General features: G+C 64.4%; 15 protein-coding genes. 13 read left to right on the top strand and 2 right to left on the bottom strand.

Annotated elements, in window-relative coordinates; genetic code table 11:
• Positions 1–7: 7 nt before the first annotated feature.
• The 4 genes from GV001_RS15595 to GV001_RS15580 all read left to right on the top strand — a co-directional run bounded on the left by GV001_RS15595 (position 8) and on the right by GV001_RS15580 (position 4,482).
• Entirely contained in the window at positions 8–1,567 is a 1,560-nt protein-coding gene (locus GV001_RS15595) for an FGGY-family carbohydrate kinase (RefSeq protein ID WP_160081437.1), read from the top strand.
• Between the two features lie 77 nt (positions 1,568–1,644).
• On the top strand, positions 1,645–2,547 hold the full coding sequence (yegS, locus tag GV001_RS15590; protein WP_160081435.1) for a lipid kinase YegS: 903 nt from the start codon (positions 1,645–1,647) through the stop codon (positions 2,545–2,547).
• A 127-nt stretch (positions 2,548–2,674) separates the two neighbouring features.
• Positions 2,675–3,601, top strand: a complete 927-nt coding sequence (locus GV001_RS15585) for a chemotaxis protein CheV (protein ID WP_160081433.1) — start codon at positions 2,675–2,677, stop codon at positions 3,599–3,601.
• 77 nt (positions 3,602–3,678) lie between these two features.
• Positions 3,679–4,482: an MOSC domain-containing protein gene (locus tag GV001_RS15580; RefSeq protein ID WP_372238546.1), complete on the top strand. Its 804-nt coding sequence runs from the start codon at positions 3,679–3,681 to the stop codon at positions 4,480–4,482.
• Positions 4,483–5,150: 668 nt separating this feature from the next.
• On the opposite strand, the gene GV001_RS15575 is transcribed toward GV001_RS15580, so the two are convergent.
• The gene (locus tag GV001_RS15575) at positions 5,151–7,079 is read right to left on the bottom strand and encodes a transglycosylase SLT domain-containing protein (protein WP_160081429.1); all 1,929 of its coding nucleotides are present in this window, start codon (positions 7,077–7,079) and stop codon (positions 5,151–5,153) included.
• 183 nt (positions 7,080–7,262) lie between these two features.
• Between GV001_RS15575 and GV001_RS15570 the strand changes: the two genes are divergently transcribed.
• Together GV001_RS15570 and GV001_RS15565 are read left to right on the top strand one after the other, a co-directional pair.
• Entirely contained in the window at positions 7,263–9,179 is a 1,917-nt protein-coding gene (locus tag GV001_RS15570) for an ATP-binding cassette domain-containing protein (RefSeq protein ID WP_160081427.1), read from the top strand.
• Between the two features lie 20 nt (positions 9,180–9,199).
• Entirely contained in the window at positions 9,200–9,886 is a 687-nt protein-coding gene (locus tag GV001_RS15565) for a hypothetical protein (RefSeq protein ID WP_160081425.1), read from the top strand.
• Positions 9,887–9,906: 20 nt separating this feature from the next.
• Here GV001_RS15565 and GV001_RS15560 read toward each other — a convergent pair whose 3' ends face one another.
• A complete protein-coding gene (locus GV001_RS15560) occupies positions 9,907–10,347 on the bottom strand; it encodes a universal stress protein (protein ID WP_160081423.1) in 441 nt (146 codons plus the stop codon).
• An 86-nt stretch (positions 10,348–10,433) separates the two neighbouring features.
• On the opposite strand from GV001_RS15560, the gene GV001_RS15555 reads away from it, so the two are divergent.
• The 7 genes from GV001_RS15555 to GV001_RS15525 all read left to right on the top strand — a co-directional run bounded on the left by GV001_RS15555 (position 10,434) and on the right by GV001_RS15525 (position 18,523).
• On the top strand, positions 10,434–10,871 hold the full coding sequence (locus GV001_RS15555; protein WP_160081421.1) for a hypothetical protein: 438 nt from the start codon (positions 10,434–10,436) through the stop codon (positions 10,869–10,871).
• 381 nt (positions 10,872–11,252) lie between these two features.
• On the top strand, positions 11,253–13,400 hold the full coding sequence (gene fadB / locus GV001_RS15550; RefSeq protein WP_160081419.1) for a fatty acid oxidation complex subunit alpha FadB: 2,148 nt from the start codon (positions 11,253–11,255) through the stop codon (positions 13,398–13,400).
• 30 nt (positions 13,401–13,430) lie between these two features.
• Positions 13,431–14,606, top strand: coding sequence for an acetyl-CoA C-acyltransferase FadA (fadA, locus tag GV001_RS15545; RefSeq protein WP_160081417.1), 1,176 nt, complete (start codon positions 13,431–13,433; stop codon positions 14,604–14,606).
• A 75-nt stretch (positions 14,607–14,681) separates the two neighbouring features.
• On the top strand, positions 14,682–14,918 hold the full coding sequence (locus GV001_RS15540; protein WP_160081415.1) for a DUF1653 domain-containing protein: 237 nt from the start codon (positions 14,682–14,684) through the stop codon (positions 14,916–14,918).
• A gap of 102 nt (positions 14,919–15,020) precedes the next feature.
• Complete coding sequence (topA, locus tag GV001_RS15535) at positions 15,021–17,630, top strand: type I DNA topoisomerase (protein ID WP_160081413.1); 2,610 nt, start codon at positions 15,021–15,023, stop codon at positions 17,628–17,630.
• Between the two features lie 69 nt (positions 17,631–17,699).
• Complete coding sequence (locus tag GV001_RS15530) at positions 17,700–18,218, top strand: DUF6586 family protein (RefSeq protein ID WP_160081411.1); 519 nt, start codon at positions 17,700–17,702, stop codon at positions 18,216–18,218.
• Between the two features lie 71 nt (positions 18,219–18,289).
• The gene (locus GV001_RS15525; RefSeq protein ID WP_160081409.1) at positions 18,290–18,523 is read left to right on the top strand and encodes a hypothetical protein; all 234 of its coding nucleotides are present in this window, start codon (positions 18,290–18,292) and stop codon (positions 18,521–18,523) included.
• The last annotated feature ends 51 nt before the right edge of the window (positions 18,524–18,574 follow it).

The raw sequence follows: 18,574 nt of genomic DNA, 5'->3' as shown, positions 1-18,574 counted from the left end.
AACCGACGTGACCGAACAACGCTACCTGCTGGCCATCGACAACGGCACCCAGAGCGTGCGTGCGCTGCTCTTCGACCTGGCCGGCAACCTGCTCGGCAAGGGCAAGGTCGAGCTTGAGCCTTATTACTCGGAGCACCCCGGCTGGGCCGAGCAGGATCCCGAATACTACTGGGCCAGCCTCGGCGAGGCCTGTCGGCGCCTGTGGGCCAGCGTCGAGATCGACAAGCGCCTGATTGCCGGGGTGTCGCTGACCACTCAGCGCGGCACCTTGGTCAACGTGGATGCCGAGGGCCGGCCGCTGCGCCCGGCCATCCTCTGGCTGGACCAGCGCCGCGCCGAGGTGGCCGGGCGGATCAAGGGGCCTTGGGGTTGGCTGTTCAGGCTGCTCCGCGAGGAGGCCACGGTGGATTATTTTCGGGCCCAGGCCGAGGCCAACTGGATCGCCCAGCAGCAGCCTGACATCTGGGCCAGCACGCACAAGTTCCTGCTGTTGTCGGGCTTTCTCACCCATCGCCTGAGCGGCCGTTTCGCCGACTCGGTAGGCAGTTGCGTGGCCTACCTGCCGTTCGACTACAAGCGCCTGTGCTGGGCCAAAACCAGCGACTGGAAGTGGCAGGCCATTTCGATCCGGCCGTCGATGCTGCCCGAGCTGGTCAAGCCGGGCGAGCGCCTGGGCTCCATCACCGCCGAAGCCAGCCGGCATACCGGTATTCCCGAAGGCCTGCCGCTGATCGCCGCCGCCTCGGACAAGGCCTGCGAGGTGATCGGCGCCGGCGGCGTGGAGCCGAGCACCGCCTGCCTGTCCTACGGCACCACGGCGACCATCAACACCACCCGTTCCAGCTACCTGGAAACCATCCCGCTGATCCCGCCGTACCCGGCGGCGATTCCCGACCACTACAACACCGAGGTCATGATATTTCGCGGCTTCTGGATGGTCAGCTGGTTCAAGGAGCAGTTCGGCCACGCCGAGCGCCAGCGCGGCCTGGAGCTGGGGGTGGAGGCGGAAACCCTGTTCGACGAGCTGGTCAACAGCGTGCCGCCCGGCTCCATGGGCCTGACGCTGCAGCCGTTCTGGTCACCAGGCATCCGCGAGCCGGGCCTGGAGGCCAAGGGCTCGATCATCGGCTTCGGCGACGTGCACACCCGCGCGCACCTGTATCGCGCCATCCTCGAAGGCCTGGCCTACGCCCTGCGCCAGGGCAAGGAAAAGATCGAGAAGCGCTCGGGCACCCGCATCAGCCGCCTGCGCATCTCCGGTGGCGGCTCGCAGAGCGATGCGGCCATGCAGCTGACCGCCGACATCTTCAACCTGCCGGCCGAACGCCCGCACCTGTACGAGACTTCCGGCCTCGGCGCGGCCATCGACTGCGCCGTCGGCCTCGGCCTGCACCCGGACTTCCCCACGGCCATCGCCGCCATGACCCGTGTGGGCAAGGTGTTCCAGCCCAACCCGCAGGCGGTGGCTGTCTACGAACGGCTGTACCGCGAGGTCTACCTGCGCATGTACCAGCAGCTGCGCCCGCTGTACCGCAGTATCCGCGAGATCACCGGCTACCCGGCCTGATCGTTCGCTTGCGGCACTGCCGCCTGCACCGGGCGCTGCGCATATACTCGTGGGCAGTCTGGGCGAGGGGAAAGGCCATGGCCGAACGCAAGGCATTGCTGATCCTGCATGGCAAGCAGGCACTCAACGAAGAGGTGCGCGCCGCCGTGCTGGCGCGGCGCGAGGCCGGCTGGGAGCTGGCGGTGCGCCTGACCTGGGAGGCCGGCGACGCCGCGCGCCTGGTCGACGAGGCGCTGGCGGCCGGTTACCCGACCCTGATTGCCGGTGGCGGTGACGGCACCCTGCGCGAGATCGCCGAGGCCATGGCCCTCAGCGCTGCGCAAGCCTCCCTGGCGCTGCTGCCACTGGGCACGGCCAACGACTTCGCCCGCGCCGCCGGCGTGCCCCTTTTGCCGGGTGAGGCCCTGGCCCTGCTGGATGAGCCGTCGCAGTCGATCGACCTGGGCGAGGTGGACGGCCAGCTGTTCCTCAACATGGCCACCGGCGGCTTCGGTTCGAGGATCACCGCCAATACCTCGGAAGAGCTTAAGAAACTGCTCGGTGGCGCCGCCTATTTCCTCACCGGGCTGACGCGCTTCTCCGAGGTGCACTCGGCCTTCGGTCGTTTCCGCGGGCCGGGCTTCACCTGGGAAGGCGAGTTCCTCGCCCTCGGTATTGGCAATGGACGCCAGGCCGGCGGCGGTCATGTGCTGTGCCCGCAGGCGCGGGTGGATGATGGGCTGCTGGATATCTGCATCGTGCCGGCTTCGCCGGATCTGGTCGGCACCCTGGGCACGCTGCTGTCCGGCGGGATTCTCGGCCTGGAGTCGGTGTCGCTCAGCGCTCGCCTGCCCTGGGTCGAGGTGGAGGCTGCCGAAGGGCTGGACATCAACCTGGACGGCGAGCCGCTGGAGAGCAAGCACCTGCGCTTTACTGCACGGCCCGCGGCCCTGCGCATGCACCTGCCAGCGGGCTCGCCATTGCTGCGCGCGGCGGATTGAGCGGCGGCGGGCGCCAGGCTGGTTCCGCCATGGCGGCTCAGGCATGATGGCGTCTGGCCACGATTTCATTTCGCCCGTAACCGGCCGATACACTGGCTAGACCCGATTCAGTTAACAGGAGCGCGCAATGGCCGGCATTCTCGATACCGTGGATCAACGCACCCAGCTGGTGGGCGAGAACCGCCTGGAAATCCTCATGTTCCGTCTGGCCGGCAGGCAGCTGTTTGCTATCAACGTGTTCAAGGTCCAGGAAGTCCTGCAGCTGCCCAAGTTGACCCTGATGCCGCACCGCCACCCGCATGTCTGCGGGGTGGTCAACCTGCGCGGGCAGACCCTGCCGGTGATCGACCTGTCCCAGGCGATCGGCATGCGCCCACTGACGCCGGGGGAGAACAGCACCATCATCGTCACCGAGTACAACCGCTCGGTGCAGGCCTTCCTGGTCGGCGGGGTGGATCGCATCCTCAACCTCAACTGGGAAACCATCCAGCCGCCGCCCGGTGGCGCCGGGCGCCAGCATTACCTGACCGCCATCACCAAGGTCGACGAGCAGATCGTCGAGATCATCGATGTGGAGAAGGTGCTCTCGGAAATCGCGCCGATGAGCACCAAGGTCTCCGACGAGAAGCTGGCCGACCCGCTGCTGGCCAAGGCCAGCGGTCGTGAAGTGCTGCTGGTGGACGACTCCAGCGTGGCCCTCAACCAGCTGCGCGAGACCCTGGCCCAGCTGGGGATCCGCACCCACAGCGCCAGCGACGGCCTCAAGGGCCTGCAGCAGCTGAAGAAGTGGGCCGACAGCGGCGAGGTGATGACCGACAAGCTGCTGATGATCTTCACCGATGCGGAAATGCCGGAAATGGACGGCTATCGGCTGACCACCGAGATCCGCAACGACCCGCGCCTGAAAGACCTCTACGTGGTGCTGCACACCTCGCTGTCCGGCAGTTTCAACGAGGCCATGGTGAAGAAGGTCGGCTGCGACAACTTCCTCTCCAAGTTCCAGCCGGACAAGCTGGTCGAGGTGATTCGCCAGCGCCTGCTGCTCGACGAGTAGTGCGCCGCACACGGCGGGCTTGAGCTGTCGCCCCGCGCGCCGTATAACCGGCATCTTTGCCCTCAAGGATGCCGGCCATGCACCTCGCTGCTCTCTATCGCTACCCCCTCAAGTCGGGCCGGGCCGAAAGCCTGGCCAGCGCTGACCTGGGCGCTCTGGGCCTGGCCGGCGACCGCCGCTGGATGCTGGTGGAGGCGGCCAGCGGGCGATTCCTCACCCAGCGCCTGTTGCCGCAGATGAGCCAGCTGTCCGCCCTGTGGAGCGCCACGGGCGGGCTGACCCTGAGTGCACCGGGGTGCAGCAGCCTGGAGGTGGCCCTGCCGCAAGCCGACGGCAACCTGCGCGAGGTCAGCGTCTGGCGCGACAACCTGAGCGTGCCGGATGCCGGCGATGCCGCCGCCGAGTGGCTGAGCGCCTTTGCCGGCCGTGCCTGCCGCCTGGTGCAGGTGCCGGAGAGCCGCGCGCGCCAGGTCGATACCCGGTATGCCCGGCCCGGCGACCAGGTGGCCTTCGCCGATGGTTTCCCGCTGCTGCTGATCGGCCAGGCCTCGCTGGACGACTTGAGTACGCGGGTCGGCCGGCCGCTGGAGATGCTGCGCTTTCGTCCCAACCTGGTGGTGCAGGGCAGCGCGGCGTTCGCCGAGGATGGCTGGAAGCGCATCCGCATCGGCGCCCTGGAGTTCGAAGTGACCAAGGGCTGCAGCCGCTGCGTGCTGACCACCATCGACCCGCAGACCGGCGAGCGCAGCGTCGACCGCGAGCCACTGGCCACCCTGAAAACCTACCGCGAGCGCGATGGCGAGGTGTACTTCGGCCAGAACCTGCTGCCGCGCGGCATTGGCGAGTTGCAGGTCGGCATGCCGGTGGAAGTGCTGGAGTAGGGCAGATACCCGGAATCGTAAAGGGCGCCCGAGGGCGCCCTTATTGTTGGCTATGTACCAATAGCGTGTTGAATGGGCGCATGCCATCCGTGGGCGCGAGCTCTGCATTGTAGGGTGCTCCATGCGCACCTGATGGCCTCAGGGCACCCTGCTGAGCTGATTGCCGAGCGGCTGATAGTTTGGGTTTCGCCCACCCGGGCGAGTCACTTTCTCTTGCTCGCACAAGAGAAAGTAACCAAAGAGAAGTGCGCCCCGACATCCGGCCCTGCGCTTCGCTCCGGGTGCCCTCCCTCCGGCGCCGCTCCGGGGGCCGGCTTACAAGGGCCATCCCTGGCCCTTTAAGCCTCTCACCGCATCCCTGCGGCTCGTCCCCCTGCGCAACACCTCCACTCGGCCTCCTGACGGGGACTCGGGCTCCGAGCTGCTTGATGGCTCGTTCTTGCCGCTACGCGGATTTGCTTTCCACCTATGCAAACCATGGAGCTGCATACAACACGCTATTGGTACAGCGCCCTTTTTGTTTGCTTTAGAACCTGTTCATGAGCCTGCGAGCTAGAGAAAAACAAGGCGAAGGCAGCTGAGGAAGCGGAGTTGACTAGTGTCAATGAGCAGTCCGAAGTTGCCTTCAACGCAGTTTTTCCGACGTGCAGCTGCTCATGGGCGGGTTCTCACTGATCGTCGAAGAAGCGCTCATGCCAGTCCACCAGCGGCGTGGGGGCGTTGAGCTTCTGCCCGTAGATCACCGAGTAGGACAGTACGTTCTGCACGTACTGGCGGGTCTCGTCGAACGGGATGTTCTCCACCCACACGTCGAAGGCCAGGTGGTCGGCGCCCTTCAGCCACTGGCGCACGCGGCCCGGGCCGGCGTTGTAGGCGGCGGAGGCGAGTACGCGGTTGCCGTTGAACTGGCCGTGCACCTGGCTCAGGTAGGCGGCGCCGAGCTGGATGTTCTTCTCCGGCACCAGGGCCTGCTGCGGGTTGGCCAGGGGAATGCCGAACTTGCGCGCGGTTTCCTTGGCGGTGGCCGGCATCAGCTGCATCAGGCCCATGGCGCCGACCGGCGAACGGGCGTCGGCCATGAAGGCGCTTTCCTGGCGGGTGATGGCGAACACCCAGCTGGAATGCAGGCCGCGCAGCTTGGCCTGCTGGGTCAGGCTGGCCCGGTGCGCCATGGGGAAGCGGATATCCAGGTCGTCCCAGTACTGGGCCTGGCTGATGGTGCGGATGGCCGGGAAGTACCACTGCTTGTCGTAGGCCAGCTTGGCCTGGGCGACCATCTCCTCGCGGCTGAACAGGCGGCTGACGTGGTACCACTCGCGGCGCCCGTCGACGATCTGGCCGCGGTCGTGGAATTCCAGGGCGCGGCGGATGCCGGCGGTGTTGCGCACCTTCTGCATGACGCGCGGGTCGATGGCCATCGGCTTGTTGTTCAGGCTGTAGGGTGCCTCGATCCGGTCGGCGGCGAGGAAGCCGTAGAAATCGCGCTCCTTGGCCAGTGGCTGATACAGGGCCGCGGCCTGCTTGCTCTGCGGCTGGGCCAGTTGCAGGCTGCGCGCCTGCCAGTAGCGCCAGCGGCTGGTGGCGGCCAGCTCGGCGGGCAGGCGGCTGGTCAGCTGGTAGGCGTCGTCCCAGCGCCCGTGGCGCAGTAGCAGGCGGGCGCGCCACTCGGATACGGTGTTGTCGCGCAGCTGCGGATCATATTTGCTCATCACGTCCAGGCCGCGCATGTCGAAGCGGCGGGCCAGGGTCAGGCCGATCTCGCGGGCGATGGCGACTTTCTCCTCGTCGGAGAATTTCATCGTGCGGGCGTAGACGTCGAGCAGGCTCAGGGCCTTTTCCGGATCCTGGCGGGCTAGACGGCGCAGGCCGAGGCCGACCACATCGGCCATGGCGCGATCGGCCGGGACGAAGCGGGCAGTCTGGTTCAGCAGCAGGGGCTTCTGCGCCACTTCCAGGAGCAGCTTGCCTTGCTTGTCGTAGCTCGGCAGGCCCTTCACCAGGTAGCTGGCTAGGCCGTAGTTGCGCGCCTCGGCGGCCAGCTTGGCGCGTTTCCAGCGGCGTTCCTCGGTCAGCTGGCCATCGCCACGCCAGATGTTGAACAGCACGTCGCAGGCTTCCGGCTGGGACTTGCCGACCAGCCAGAGCTTCTCCGCGGTGACATTGCCTTCGGCCTTCATGCCGTGCTTGAGCTGGTACTGGCCGTACAGGCAGTCCAGCTCGGTGAAGTTCAGCTTGGGATCATAGTGGTTGATAAAAGTCTGCCAGTCGCCGCGCTCGGCCAGCCAGCGCAACCAGCGCAGCTTCATCCAGCCGGCCTGCGGCAGGTCGCCGTGCTCGGCGAGGAATTTCTCGATTTCCTCGTTGCTCGCCCATTTCAGCCGGGCGGTCAGCTCGTCATAGGCCAGGTACGGCTCCAGCGGGTAGTCGCGCAGGGCCTCGGCATAGCGCAGGTAGGGTTCCTTGTTGCCCTTGGCCAGGGCGCGTTTGGCTTCGTCGTACATCTGGCGTTGCTGGGGCAGGCTGGCAGCCTGGGCGCAGGTGAGGCTGAGGGTGCCGAGAAGCAGGCAGGAACACAGGCTGAGCAGGGAACGGTACATGACACTTCCGAACAAAAGACAGAACAAGTGCGCGTGAGTGGGCACCGATACGCCTAGCTTAGCCTTTTGCGCGCCGCGGGCGAAAGCGCCGGGGCGGGGCGTGAAGCATGATGCATAAATGCCAGCAAGGTTTGCCGGTAACTCGGTTAGAATGCGTCCCCGGTTTTTTGGAAGTTGCCCGTCATGACCCTGCTCAAGTTCACCGATGTTTCCCTGGCCTACGGCGCCATGCCGCTGCTGGATAAGGTGTCCTGGCAGATTGCCCGCGGCGAGCGGGCATGCATCATCGGCCGCAACGGCACGGGCAAGTCGAGCATGCTGCGCCTGGTCAAGGGCGACCAGATGCCCGATGACGGCGAGATCTGGCGCGCGCCCGGGCTGAAGATCGGCGAACTGCCGCAGGAATTGCCGCGTGCCGACGAGCGGACGGTGTTCGACGTGGTGGCCGAGGGCCTGGCCGGCGTCGGTGAGCTGCTCGCCCAGTACCACCATCTCAGCCAGAACATCCACACCGACGAAGACCTGACCAAGCTCATGCATGTGCAGCAGGAGCTGGAAGCGAAGGACGGCTGGCGCCTGCAGCAGCTGGTCGACAGCACCCTGAGCCGCCTGCAGCTGCCGGCCGACAAGACCCTGGCCGAGCTCTCCGGTGGCTGGCGCCGCCGCGTTCTGCTGGCTCAGGCGCTGGTGTCCGAGCCGGACCTGCTGCTGCTCGACGAACCGACCAACCACCTGGATATCGGTGCCATCGCCTGGCTGGAAGAGGCGCTGCTGGGCTTCAACGGTGCCGTGCTGTTCATCACCCACGACCGTTCCTTCCTGCAGAACCTGGCCACGCGCATCCTCGAACTGGATCGCGGCGGGCTGATCGACTGGAACGGCGACTACGCCAGCTTCCTGGTGCACAAGGAGCAGCAGCTGGCCGCGGAAGAAACCGCCAATGCCCTGTTCGACAAGCGCCTGGCCCAGGAAGAAGTGTGGATTCGCCAGGGCATCAAGGCCCGGCGTACCCGCAACGAGGGCCGCGTGCGCGCGCTCAAGGCGATGCGCCAGGAACGCAGCGAGCGTCGCGAGCGCCAGGGCAAGGCCAATATCCAGCTGGAAACCGCGGACAAGTCCGGCAAGCAGGTGATGGTGGCCGAGCATGTCAGCTTCGCCCACCCCGGCGGGCCGAAGCTGGTCGACGACTTCTCCTTCGTCCTGCAGCGTTCCGACCGCATTGGCCTGCTCGGCGCCAACGGTACCGGCAAGACCACCCTGCTCAAGCTGTTGCTCGGCGATCTGCAGCCGACCAGCGGCAAGATCGAGGTCGGAACCAAGCTGGAAGTGGCGTATTTCGACCAATTACGTCACCAGCTGGAACCGGAAAAGACGGTGATCGACAACGTCGCCGAGGGCCGCGACTTCATCACCATCGACGGCCAGAGCCGCCATGTACTGAGCTACCTGGGCGACTTCCTATTCAGCCCGCAGCGTGCCCGCACACCGGTCAAGGCCCTGTCCGGCGGCGAACGGGCACGTCTGTTGCTGGCCAAGCTGTTCAGCAAGCCGGCCAACCTGCTGGTGCTGGACGAGCCGACCAACGACCTGGACGTGGAAACCCTCGAGCTGCTCGAAGAGGTGCTGCTGAATTTCCCCGGTACCGTGCTGATGGTCAGCCACGACCGGGCCTTCCTCGACAACGTGGTGACCAGCACCCTGGTGTTCGAGGGCGAAGGGCGGGTGCGCGAGTATGTCGGCGGTTACCAGGACTGGCTGCGCCAGGGCGGCTCGCCGCGCCTGCTGGGCGTGGGTGAAAGCAAGTCGGGCAAGGCCGAATTGAGCGCAGTAGCACCCGCTGCGCCCGTGGAGGAAACCGTGGCGCCAGCCCCGGCGGCGGCAAAGAAGAAGCTCAGCTACAAGCTGCAGCGTGAGCTGGAGGCCATTCCCGGGCAGATCGACGCCCTCGAAACCCAGCTGGCAGCGTTGCAGGCGCAGATCGCCGATCCGGCGTTCTACCAGCAGCCGGCGGCTACCACCGCGGCCGTGCTGGAGCGTCTGCAGAGCCTGCAAGAAGAACTGGACCAACTCTTGGAGCGTTGGGCCGAACTGGAAGCCTGAGGAGCCTGTCGGAGACACGCATGGCGATTGAGTACCGTATTACTCTGGATGACAACCATCAGTTCAGCTACAGGATCGAGCTGGACCGGCAATATGATCACCAGGGGGCCGAGGCGACGCCGAAATGGACGCGCCTGGAACACAATCAGTGCAGCAACTGCCCGCTGAATAAAACCGAGTTCAGCCACTGCCCGGCGGCCGTCGATCTGCATCGGGTGATCGAGGATTTCCATGGCCTGCCAGCCGTGAAGAAGGCGCAGGTCTGGGTGCGCACGCCGGAGCGCGAATACAGCAAGCAGGTCAGCCTGGAGGAGGGCTTGCGCTCGCTGCTCGGGGTGATCATGGCGACGTGCGCCTGTCCGGTGCTGGCGCGTCTCAAGCCGATGGCGCACAACCACCTGCCGTTTGCCAGCAGCCAGGAGTTTATCCTGCGCACCATTTCCCTGTACCTGGCACGGCAGTATTTCAACTTTCGCGAAGGGCGCCGCCCGGACTGGGAGCTGAAGGGCCTGGTCAAGCAGTTCCAGCAGCTGCAACTGGTCAATCAGGCCTTCTGGCAGCGCATCCACGACACCTGTGAGGGCGACTCCAACCTCAAGGCCTTCCTCACCTTCTTCTCCATGTCGTCGAGCATGACGGTATCGCTGGAGACCCAGCTGCAAAAGATCCGTCCGCTGGTCATGAGCGCCGGCGAGGCCATCGAATAGGGCGCCCTGGCGCCCCTTTCTCAGCTCGGCTTCTTCAGGCGTACGGCCAGCACGTCGCACGGTGCCCCGTGCAGCACGTCGTTGGCCGTGGAGCCCAGCAGCAGGGCCAGGCCGTGGCGTCCGTGGCTGCCGACCACGATCAGGTCGCAGCCCAGCTCGGTGGCCAGCTGGTGGATTTCCTGGCGGGGTTGGCCGTACACCAGATGGCGTTGCCCGCTCCCCAGCTGTTCATAGCGCTCGGCAAAACTCACCAGGCGTTCCTTGGCCTGGTCGAATTGCTGCTGCTGCAGCAGCGACAGGTCCATCGGCACGTCGCCGCCAAAGGCCATGGCCATGGGCTCGATGATATGCACTAGGTCGGCCTTGGCGCCGTTGCTGGCAGCCAGGTCCAGGGCGCGTTGCACGACGGGATGGCATTCGTCGGTCAGGTCGACGGCGATCAGGATGTGCTGGTAGGACATGGGGCTTGCTCCTTAAATGGGTGGCTACTTATTAACAGTATGGCCTGTCTGCTTCATAGCACAGGCTTTCCCGCAGAGTGACAGATATGACGTGGTGGATCGTGGTTTTGCTGGTGGGCGTGGCGCTCAGTCCGCTGGTCTGGCTGCGCCCCTCGCGCCGGCAGAGTGGGCAGATGGCCCTGCGCCTGGCGGCCCGCCGCCTGGGGCTGGGCATGCAGCTGGTGCAGCAGGAGTGGCCGCACTGGCTGGAGTGCAGTCCGCCGGGCAGCTGTGCCCAGTATCACCGTGCGCGCCGTCGTGGCCGGCAGGACAGCTGGAGCTACTGGCAGGCGCAGCCCGGGCAGTGGCTCAACCAGTGGCGCGAACCCTGCGCGGACGAGCAGTTGCTGGCGCAGTTGCGGCAACTGCCGGCCGATGTCTACAAGGTCGAGGCCGGACCGCAGATGCTCGCCTTGTACTGGGGGGAGCGGGGTGGTGAAGCCGAGCTGCAGCGGGTTGCCGCGCTGCTGGCGGAGCTGGCCTGAGGCGAGCGCGCCGAGTTTTTTGGGCATTATTCAGTCAGTGAATAAGCCTTATGGCAGGGCTGGAGTGCAGTGAAAGCAAGGCGCGGCCGGTATTTCGTGGCTTTTCCTGGGCTTCTGGTCATTGCGTGACGTCGTGCTCATTCGGTGCGCCTGTGTCGGGCAATTGACAATTGCCGGGTTTTCACAGAATGTGTGCACACCCAAATCAAACGGGCGTATGAATTGAGTGTTTGCCGCGAAGGCAGCGCCAATACAGCCCGATTATCGCGTCGGCGGGTGTGCCAGGCCGATTGGGGCTATGCTCGACGGCTTCGCCGTGGGCTAGCCTGCTCGTTGGCTCCGATGTGTACTGTTCAGCTTCCATACCGTGGAGATCAGTTGATGATTTACGAAGGTAAAGCCATCACGGTTAAGGCTCTTGAGGGCGGCATCGTCGAATTGAATTTCGACCTCAAGGGTGAGTCCGTTAACAAGTTCAACCGTCTCACTCTGACCGAGCTGCGTCAGTCCGTGGACGCCATCAAGGCCGACGGTTCGATCAAGGGCGTAATCGTTACCAGTGGCAAAGACGTATTCATCGTCGGCGCCGACATCACCGAGTTCGTCGACAACTTCAAGTTGCCCGACGAAGAGCTGGTAGCCGGCAACCTCGAAGCCAACAAGATCTTCAGCGACTTTGAAGACCTCAACGTGCCGACCGTCGTGGCCATCAACGGCATCGCCCTGGGTGGCGGTTTCGAAATGTGCCTGGCCGCCGACTACCGCGTTGCCGCCGAGACCGCCAAGGTCGGCCTGCCGGAAGTCAAACTGGGCATCTACCCGGGCTTCGGTGGCACCGTGCGCCTGCCGCGCGTGATCGGTACCGACAACGCCATCGAGTGGATCGCCTCCAGCAAGGAAGCCAAAGCTGCCGACGCCCTGAAAGTAGGCGCGGTCGACGCTGTCGTCGCTCCGGCCAAACTGCAGGAAGCCGCCCTGGACCTGGTCAAGCGCGCCATCTCCGGCGAGCTGGACTACAAGGCCAAGCGTCAGCCCAAGCTGGAAAAGATCAAGCTCAACGCCATCGAGCAGATGATGTCCTTCGAAACCGCCAAAGGTTTCGTCGCAGGCCAGGCCGGCCCGAACTACCCGGCTCCGGTCGAAGCCATCAAGACCATCCAGAAAGCCGCCAACTTCGGTCGCGACAAGGCGCTGGAAGTGGAAGCCGCCGGCTTCGTCAAGCTGGCCAAGACTTCGGTTGCGGAAAGCCTGATCGGTCTGTTCCTGAATGACCAGGAACTGAAGAAGAAAGCCAAGCAGTACGACGAGATCGCGCGTGACGTGAAACTGGCTGCCGTACTGGGCGCCGGCATCATGGGTGGCGGTATCGCCTACCAGTCGGCCTCCAAGGGTACCCCGATCCTGATGAAGGATATCCGCGAAGAGGGTATCCAGATGGGTCTGGCCGAGGCTTCCAAGCTGCTCGGCAATCGCGTTGCCAAGGGTCGCATGACCCCGGCGAAGATGGCCGAAGCCCTCAACGGCATTCGTCCGACCATGTCCTACGGTGATTTCGGCAACGTCGACATCGTCGTCGAAGCCGTGGTCGAGAACCCGAAGGTCAAGCAGATCGTCCTCGCCGAAGTGGAAGGCGTGGTGCGTGAGGACGCGATCCTGGCTTCCAACACCTCGACCATTTCCATCAACTTGCTGGCCAAGGCCCTCAAGCGTCCGGAAAACTTCGTCGGCATGCACTTCTTCAACCCGGTGCACATGATGCCGCTGGTTGAAGTCATCCGTGGCGAGAAGTCCAGCGATGTAGCCGTGGCTACCACCGTTGCCTACGCCAAGAAGATGGGCAAGAGCCCGATCGTGGTCAACGACTGCCCGGGCTTCCTGGTCAACCGCGTGCTGTTCCCGTACTTCGGCGGCTTCTCCAAGCTGCTGGGCTTCGGTGTCGACTTCGTGCGTATCGACAAGGTCATGGAGAAGTTCGGTTGGCCCATGGGCCCGGCGTACCTGTCCGACGTGGTCGGTATCGACACCGGTCACCACGGCCGTGACGTGATGGCCGAAGGCTTCCCGGACCGCATGGCCGTGGAAGGCAAGACTGCCGTCGACGTGATGTACGACGCCAATCGCCTGGGCCAGAAGAACGGCAAGGGTTTCTACGCTTACGAGATGGACAAGCGTGGCAAGCCGAAGAAAGTCTCCGACCCGGCTGCCTACGAGCTGCTGAAGTCGATCGTCGTCGAGCAGCGCGAGCTGACCGACGAAGACATCATCAACTTCATGATGATCCCGCTGTGCCTGGAAACCGTTCGTTGCCTGGAAGACGGCATCGTTGAAACCGCTGCCGAGGCCGATATGGGCCTGATCTACGGCATCGGCTTCCCGCCCTTCCGTGGTGGTGCGCTGCGTTACATCGACTCCATCGGTGTAGCCGAATTCGTGGCCCTGGCCGACAAGTATGCCGACCTGGGCGCGCTGTACCACCCGACTGCAAAACTTCGCGAAATGGCCAAAAACGGCCAGAAGTTTTTCGGTTAATCGCGCAACGATCAGAGCGAGAGTAGAGATATGAGCCTGAATCCGAGAGACGCTGTCATTGTCGACTTCGGTCGTACCCCGATGGGTCGTTCCAAGGGCGGCATGCACCGCAACACCCGTGCCGAGAACATGTCGGCACACCTGATCAGCGGCGTGCTGGCCCGCAACACCAAGCTGGACCCGGCTGAAGTCGAGGACGTGATCTGGGGCTGCGTCAACCAGACCCTGGAGCAGGGCTGGAACATCGCGCGCATGGCGTCGCTGATGACCCAGATCCCGCACACCAGCGCTGCGCAAACCGTCAGCCGCCTGTGCGGTTCCTCGATGAGCGCCCTGCACACTGCCGTGCAGGCGATCCAGACCGGTAACGGCGACGTGTTCGTGGTTGGCGGCGTGGAGCACATGGGTCACGTCAGCATGATGCACGGCGTGGATCCGAACCCGCACATGTCCCTGTACGCCGCCAAGGCGTCGGGCATGATGGGTCTGACCGCGGAAATGCTTGGCAAGATGCACGGCATCAGCCGCGAGGCGCAGGACGCCTTCGGTGAGCGTTCGCACCGCCTGGCGCACAAGGCCACCGTCGAAGGCAAGTTCAAGGATGAAATCATCCCGATGCAAGGCTACGACGAGAACGGCTTCCTGAAGGTTTTCGACTTCGACGAAACCATTCGTCCGGAAACCACCCTGGAAAGCCTGGCTGCGCTGAAGCCGGCGTTCAATCCGAAAGGCGGCACCGTGACTGCGGGTACTTCCTCGCAGATCACCGACGGCGCTTCCTGCATGATCGTCATGTCCGCCCAGCGCGCCCAGGACCTCGGCATCCAGCCGCTGGCCGTGGTGCGTGCGATGGCCGTACACGGCGTCGATCCGGCGATCATGGGTTACGGTCCGGTACCGTCCACCCAGAAAGCCCTCAAGCGTGCCGGCCTGACCATGGACGATATCGACTTCGTTGAACTCAACGAAGCCTTCGCCGCCCAGGCCCTGCCCGTGCTGAAAGACCTGAAACTCCTCGACAAGATGGAGCAGAAGGTTAACCTGCACGGCGGCGCCATCGCTCTGGGCCACCCGTTCGGCTGCTCCGGTGCGCGTATCTCCGGCACCCTGCTGAACGTGATGAAGCAGAATGGCGGCACCCTCGGTGTGTCGACCATGTGCATTGGCCTCGGCCAGGGCATCACCACCGTCTTCGAACGCGTCTAAGCGTTTCGAGATGGAAAAACCGGGGCCCTGTGCCCCGGTTTTTGTTTTTGGGTAATCCGCTTCGGGAGTCGAATCATGCAACTGCAACCCGGCTTGTACCGTCACTACAAAGGCCCGCAATACCGTGTGTTTGGTATTGCCCGGCATTCCGAGACGGAAGAGGATGTGGTGGTCTACCAGGCCCTGTACGGCGAGTTCGGCCTGTGGGTCAGGCCGCTGGAGATGTTCTGTGGCACGGTCGAGGTGGACGGCGAGACAGTCCCGCGCTTTGCTTTGATCGAGGCCGAACCGGCACGTTTCGGCAAGGAGTGAGCAAGCAGCGCGCTTGACCTCACCTCGACGGCCACTATATATAGCGGTGCCTTTAGCGGCGCCGCCCGCTTTTACTCTCAGAATTCAGGAATTTTCCAATCCATGGGCAAATCGCTGGTCATCGTGGAATCCCCGGCCAAGGCCAAGACCATCAACAAGTACCTGGGCAACCAGTACGTGGTGAAGTCGAGCATCGGCCATATCCGTGACCTGCCTACCAGCGGTTCGGCCAGTAGCGCCAAGGAACCGGCCAAGCGTGGCAAGGCCGCCGCTGGCGAGGCGCCGGCACTGTCGCCCAAGGAGAAGGCCAAGCGCCAGCTGGTTTCGCGTATGGGCGTCGATCCGGAGCATGGCTGGAAGGCCAAGTACGAGATCCTGCCCGGCAAGGAAAAGGTGATCGAGGAGCTGCGCCGCCTGGCCAAGGATGCCGACACCATCTATCTCGCAACCGACTTGGACCGCGAGGGGGAAGCCATCGCCTGGCACCTGCGCGAGGCCATCGGTGGCGATGACAGCCGCTACAAGCGCGTGGTGTTCAACGAAATCACCAAGAAGGCCATCCAGGAGGCTTTCTCCCAGCCCGGTGAGCTGGATATCAACCGGGTCAACGCCCAGCAGGCGCGCCGCTTCCTCGATCGCGTGGTGGGCTACATGGTCTCGCCGCTGCTGTGGCAGAAGATCGCCCGCGGCCTGTCCGCCGGCCGCGTGCAGTCGGTGGCGGTGAAGCTGGTGGTCGAGCGCGAAAAAGAGATCCGCGCCTTCGTCCCGGAAGAATACTGGGAAGTGCATGCAGACCTCGGTACCGCCAAGGCCGCCACCGTGCGTTTCGAAGTGGTGCGCGAGAAGAGCGAGGCCTTCAAACCGGTCAACGAAGCGCAAGCCATGGCCGCGCTGGAAAAGCTCAAGGCCTCCAGTTACAGCATCGCCAAGCGTGAAGACCGACCGACCAGCAGCAAGCCGTCGGCACCGTACATCACCTCGACCCTGCAGCAGGCGGCGAGCAATCGCCTCGGCTTCGGTGTGAAGAAGACCATGATGATGGCCCAGCGTCTGTACGAGGCCGGCTACATTACCTATATGCGTACCGACTCGACCAACCTCTCGGCCGATGCCGTGGAGATGGTGCGTGGCTTCATCGAGAGCGAGTACGGCAAGAAGTACCTGCCGGCCAAGCCGAATGTCTATTCGAGCAAGGAGGGCGCTCAGGAGGCGCACGAGGCGATTCGTCCGTCCGACGTCAACCTGCGGCCGACCCAGATCTCCGGCATGGAGCGCGACGCCGAGCGCCTCTACGAGCTGATCTGGCGCCAGTTCGTCGCCTGCCAGATGCCGCCGGCCGAGTACCTGTCGACCAGCGTCACCGTGGCCGCCGGCACCTTCGAGCTGCGCGCCAAGGGTCGCATCCTCAAGTTCGACGGTTACACCAAGGCGCAGCCGCAGCAGAGCAAGCCGGGCGAAGACGACGTGCTGCCGGACATGAACGAAGGCGAGGCGCTCAAGCTGATCAAGCTCGACCCCAGCCAGCACTTCACCAAGCCGCCGGCACGCTTCTCCGAAGCCAGCCTGGTCAAGGAGTTGGAGAAGCGCGGTATCGGTCGCCCGTCGACCTACGCGGCGATCATCTCGACCATCCAGGAACGTGGCTACGTGGCGGTGCAGAACCGTCGCTTCTACGCCGAGAAGATGGGCGACATCGTCACCGAGCGCCTCAACGAAAGCTTCGCCAACCTGATGGACTACGGCTTCACCGCCGGCATGGAAGAGCATCTGGACGATGTGGCCCAGGGCGAGCGCGACTGGAAGCACGTGCTCGACGACTTCTACGGCGACTTCAAGAGGAAGCTGGAAGTGGCGGAAGTGGCCGACAGCGGCATGCGCGCCAACCAGCCGACCCTGACCGACATCGCCTGCCGCGATTGCGGCCGGCCGATGATGATCCGTACCGCCTCCACCGGCGTGTTCCTCGGTTGTTCCGGCTATGCCCTGCCGCCGAAAGAGCGTTGCAAGGCCACCATCAACCTGATTCCGGGCGACGAGATTGCCGCGGATGACGAGGGCGAATCCGAGTCGCGCGTACTGCTGAACAAGCACCGCTGCCCGATCTGCGCCACGGCGATGGATGCCTACCTGCTGGACGAAACCCGCAAGCTGCATATCTGCGGCAACAACCCGGATTGCTCGGGCTACGAGATCGAGCAGGGCCAGTACCGCATCAAGGGCTACGAGGGTCCGAGCCTGGAGTGCGACAAGTGCGGCAGCGAGATGCAGCTGAAGACCGGCCGTTTCGGCAAGTTCTTCGGTTGCACCAACAGCAGCTGCAAGAACACCCGCAAGCTGCTGCGCAGTGGCGAGGCGGCACCGCCGAAGATGGATGCGGTGCCGATGCCGGAACTCAAGTGCGAGAAGGTCAACGACACCTACGTGCTGCGTGATGGCGCATCGGGCCTGTTCCTGGCCGCCAGCCAGTTCCCGAAGAACCGCGAGACCCGTGCGCCATTGGTGCTGGAGCTGATCCCGCACAAGGACGAAATCGATCCGAAATACCACTTCCTCCTGGATGCGCCGAAGAAGGATCCGGAAGGCCGCCCGGCGGTAATCCGCTACAGCCGCAAGACCAAGGAGCAGTATGTGCAGAGCGAGGTGGACGGCAAACCCACCGGCTGGCGCGCCTTCTTCGACGGCGGCAAGTGGAAAGTGGAAAGCAAGGGCTGATCGATCCGTTGCGGCGCGCCTGGCGCGCCGCCAGGCGATCCGCCGCGCACGAGTCTGGAGAGCCTTGCCATGGCACAAGAACTGTATACCCGCACCAACCAGAAGCTCTATTTCGCCGGCCTGGCCCTGGAAAACCTGCGCAAGGCTGAAGAAGGCCGGGCAATGAACGGTCTCGGTCAGGTTCAGGCCGAGCGCGAGGCGGCGTTGTTCCACCTGTACGGCGCGCTGCTGGGGCTGTGCCACGAGATTGCCGGTTACTACCGTTTGCCGCAGGCGAATGTGCCGCGCGCCGAATTGCTGCTGAATCAGGCCGTGCTGCAGGAGGCGCCGAGCCCGGAATTGGCCGAGCTGGTCGAGCTGGCGCAACAGTCGGAAACCTGGCTGGCTCAGTTGCTGCTGGCCTACGCCAAGCTGTTTCAGCCGCCGCAGGCGCCGAAGACGGCCAAGGTCGATCCGACTTTGCCGCTGATCCAGGCGGTCAGTGTCGAAGAGGAAGTGCCGCCGCTGGGCCGCGAAGAACTGGAGGCCTGGCGCCAGCAGCTCAAGCAGCTGGCCCTGCGCTTTCGCGAGTCGCTCAGCGAGTGCTGAGTACAAGATGGGTGGGCTAGGGCGGTTTTCCCTGGGCTGTTACACTGCGCGCCTGATTGGAGAACTTGTTTATGCCCACATCCTTCCTGGAAATCGTCGAGCTTCCTGACGGCCGCATTGCCCTGCGCCGTGCCGAGGATGAGGAAACCCTGGTCACCCTGGATTTCTCCGCCGACGCCAAGGCGTTCCTGCAGGGGCAGCATGTCGAGGTGGCCAAGGCCATGCTCAATATCGGCGTGCAGATGGCCGGCCGGCTGGCCGAAGGCGATCTCGAACACGACGATCAGCCGCGCGTTCTGCACTGACCCTTTGTCCGGGCGAGTCAGGCTTGCCCGGCGCCACAGGTCTTTCAGCTT

The organism is Pseudomonas sp. 8AS (assembly GCF_902506505.1).
Classification (GTDB): Bacteria; Pseudomonadota; Gammaproteobacteria; order Pseudomonadales; family Pseudomonadaceae; genus Aquipseudomonas.
The sequence above is the reverse complement of the archived record's forward strand: the minus strand, read 5'-3'. Positions and strand labels throughout refer to the sequence as shown.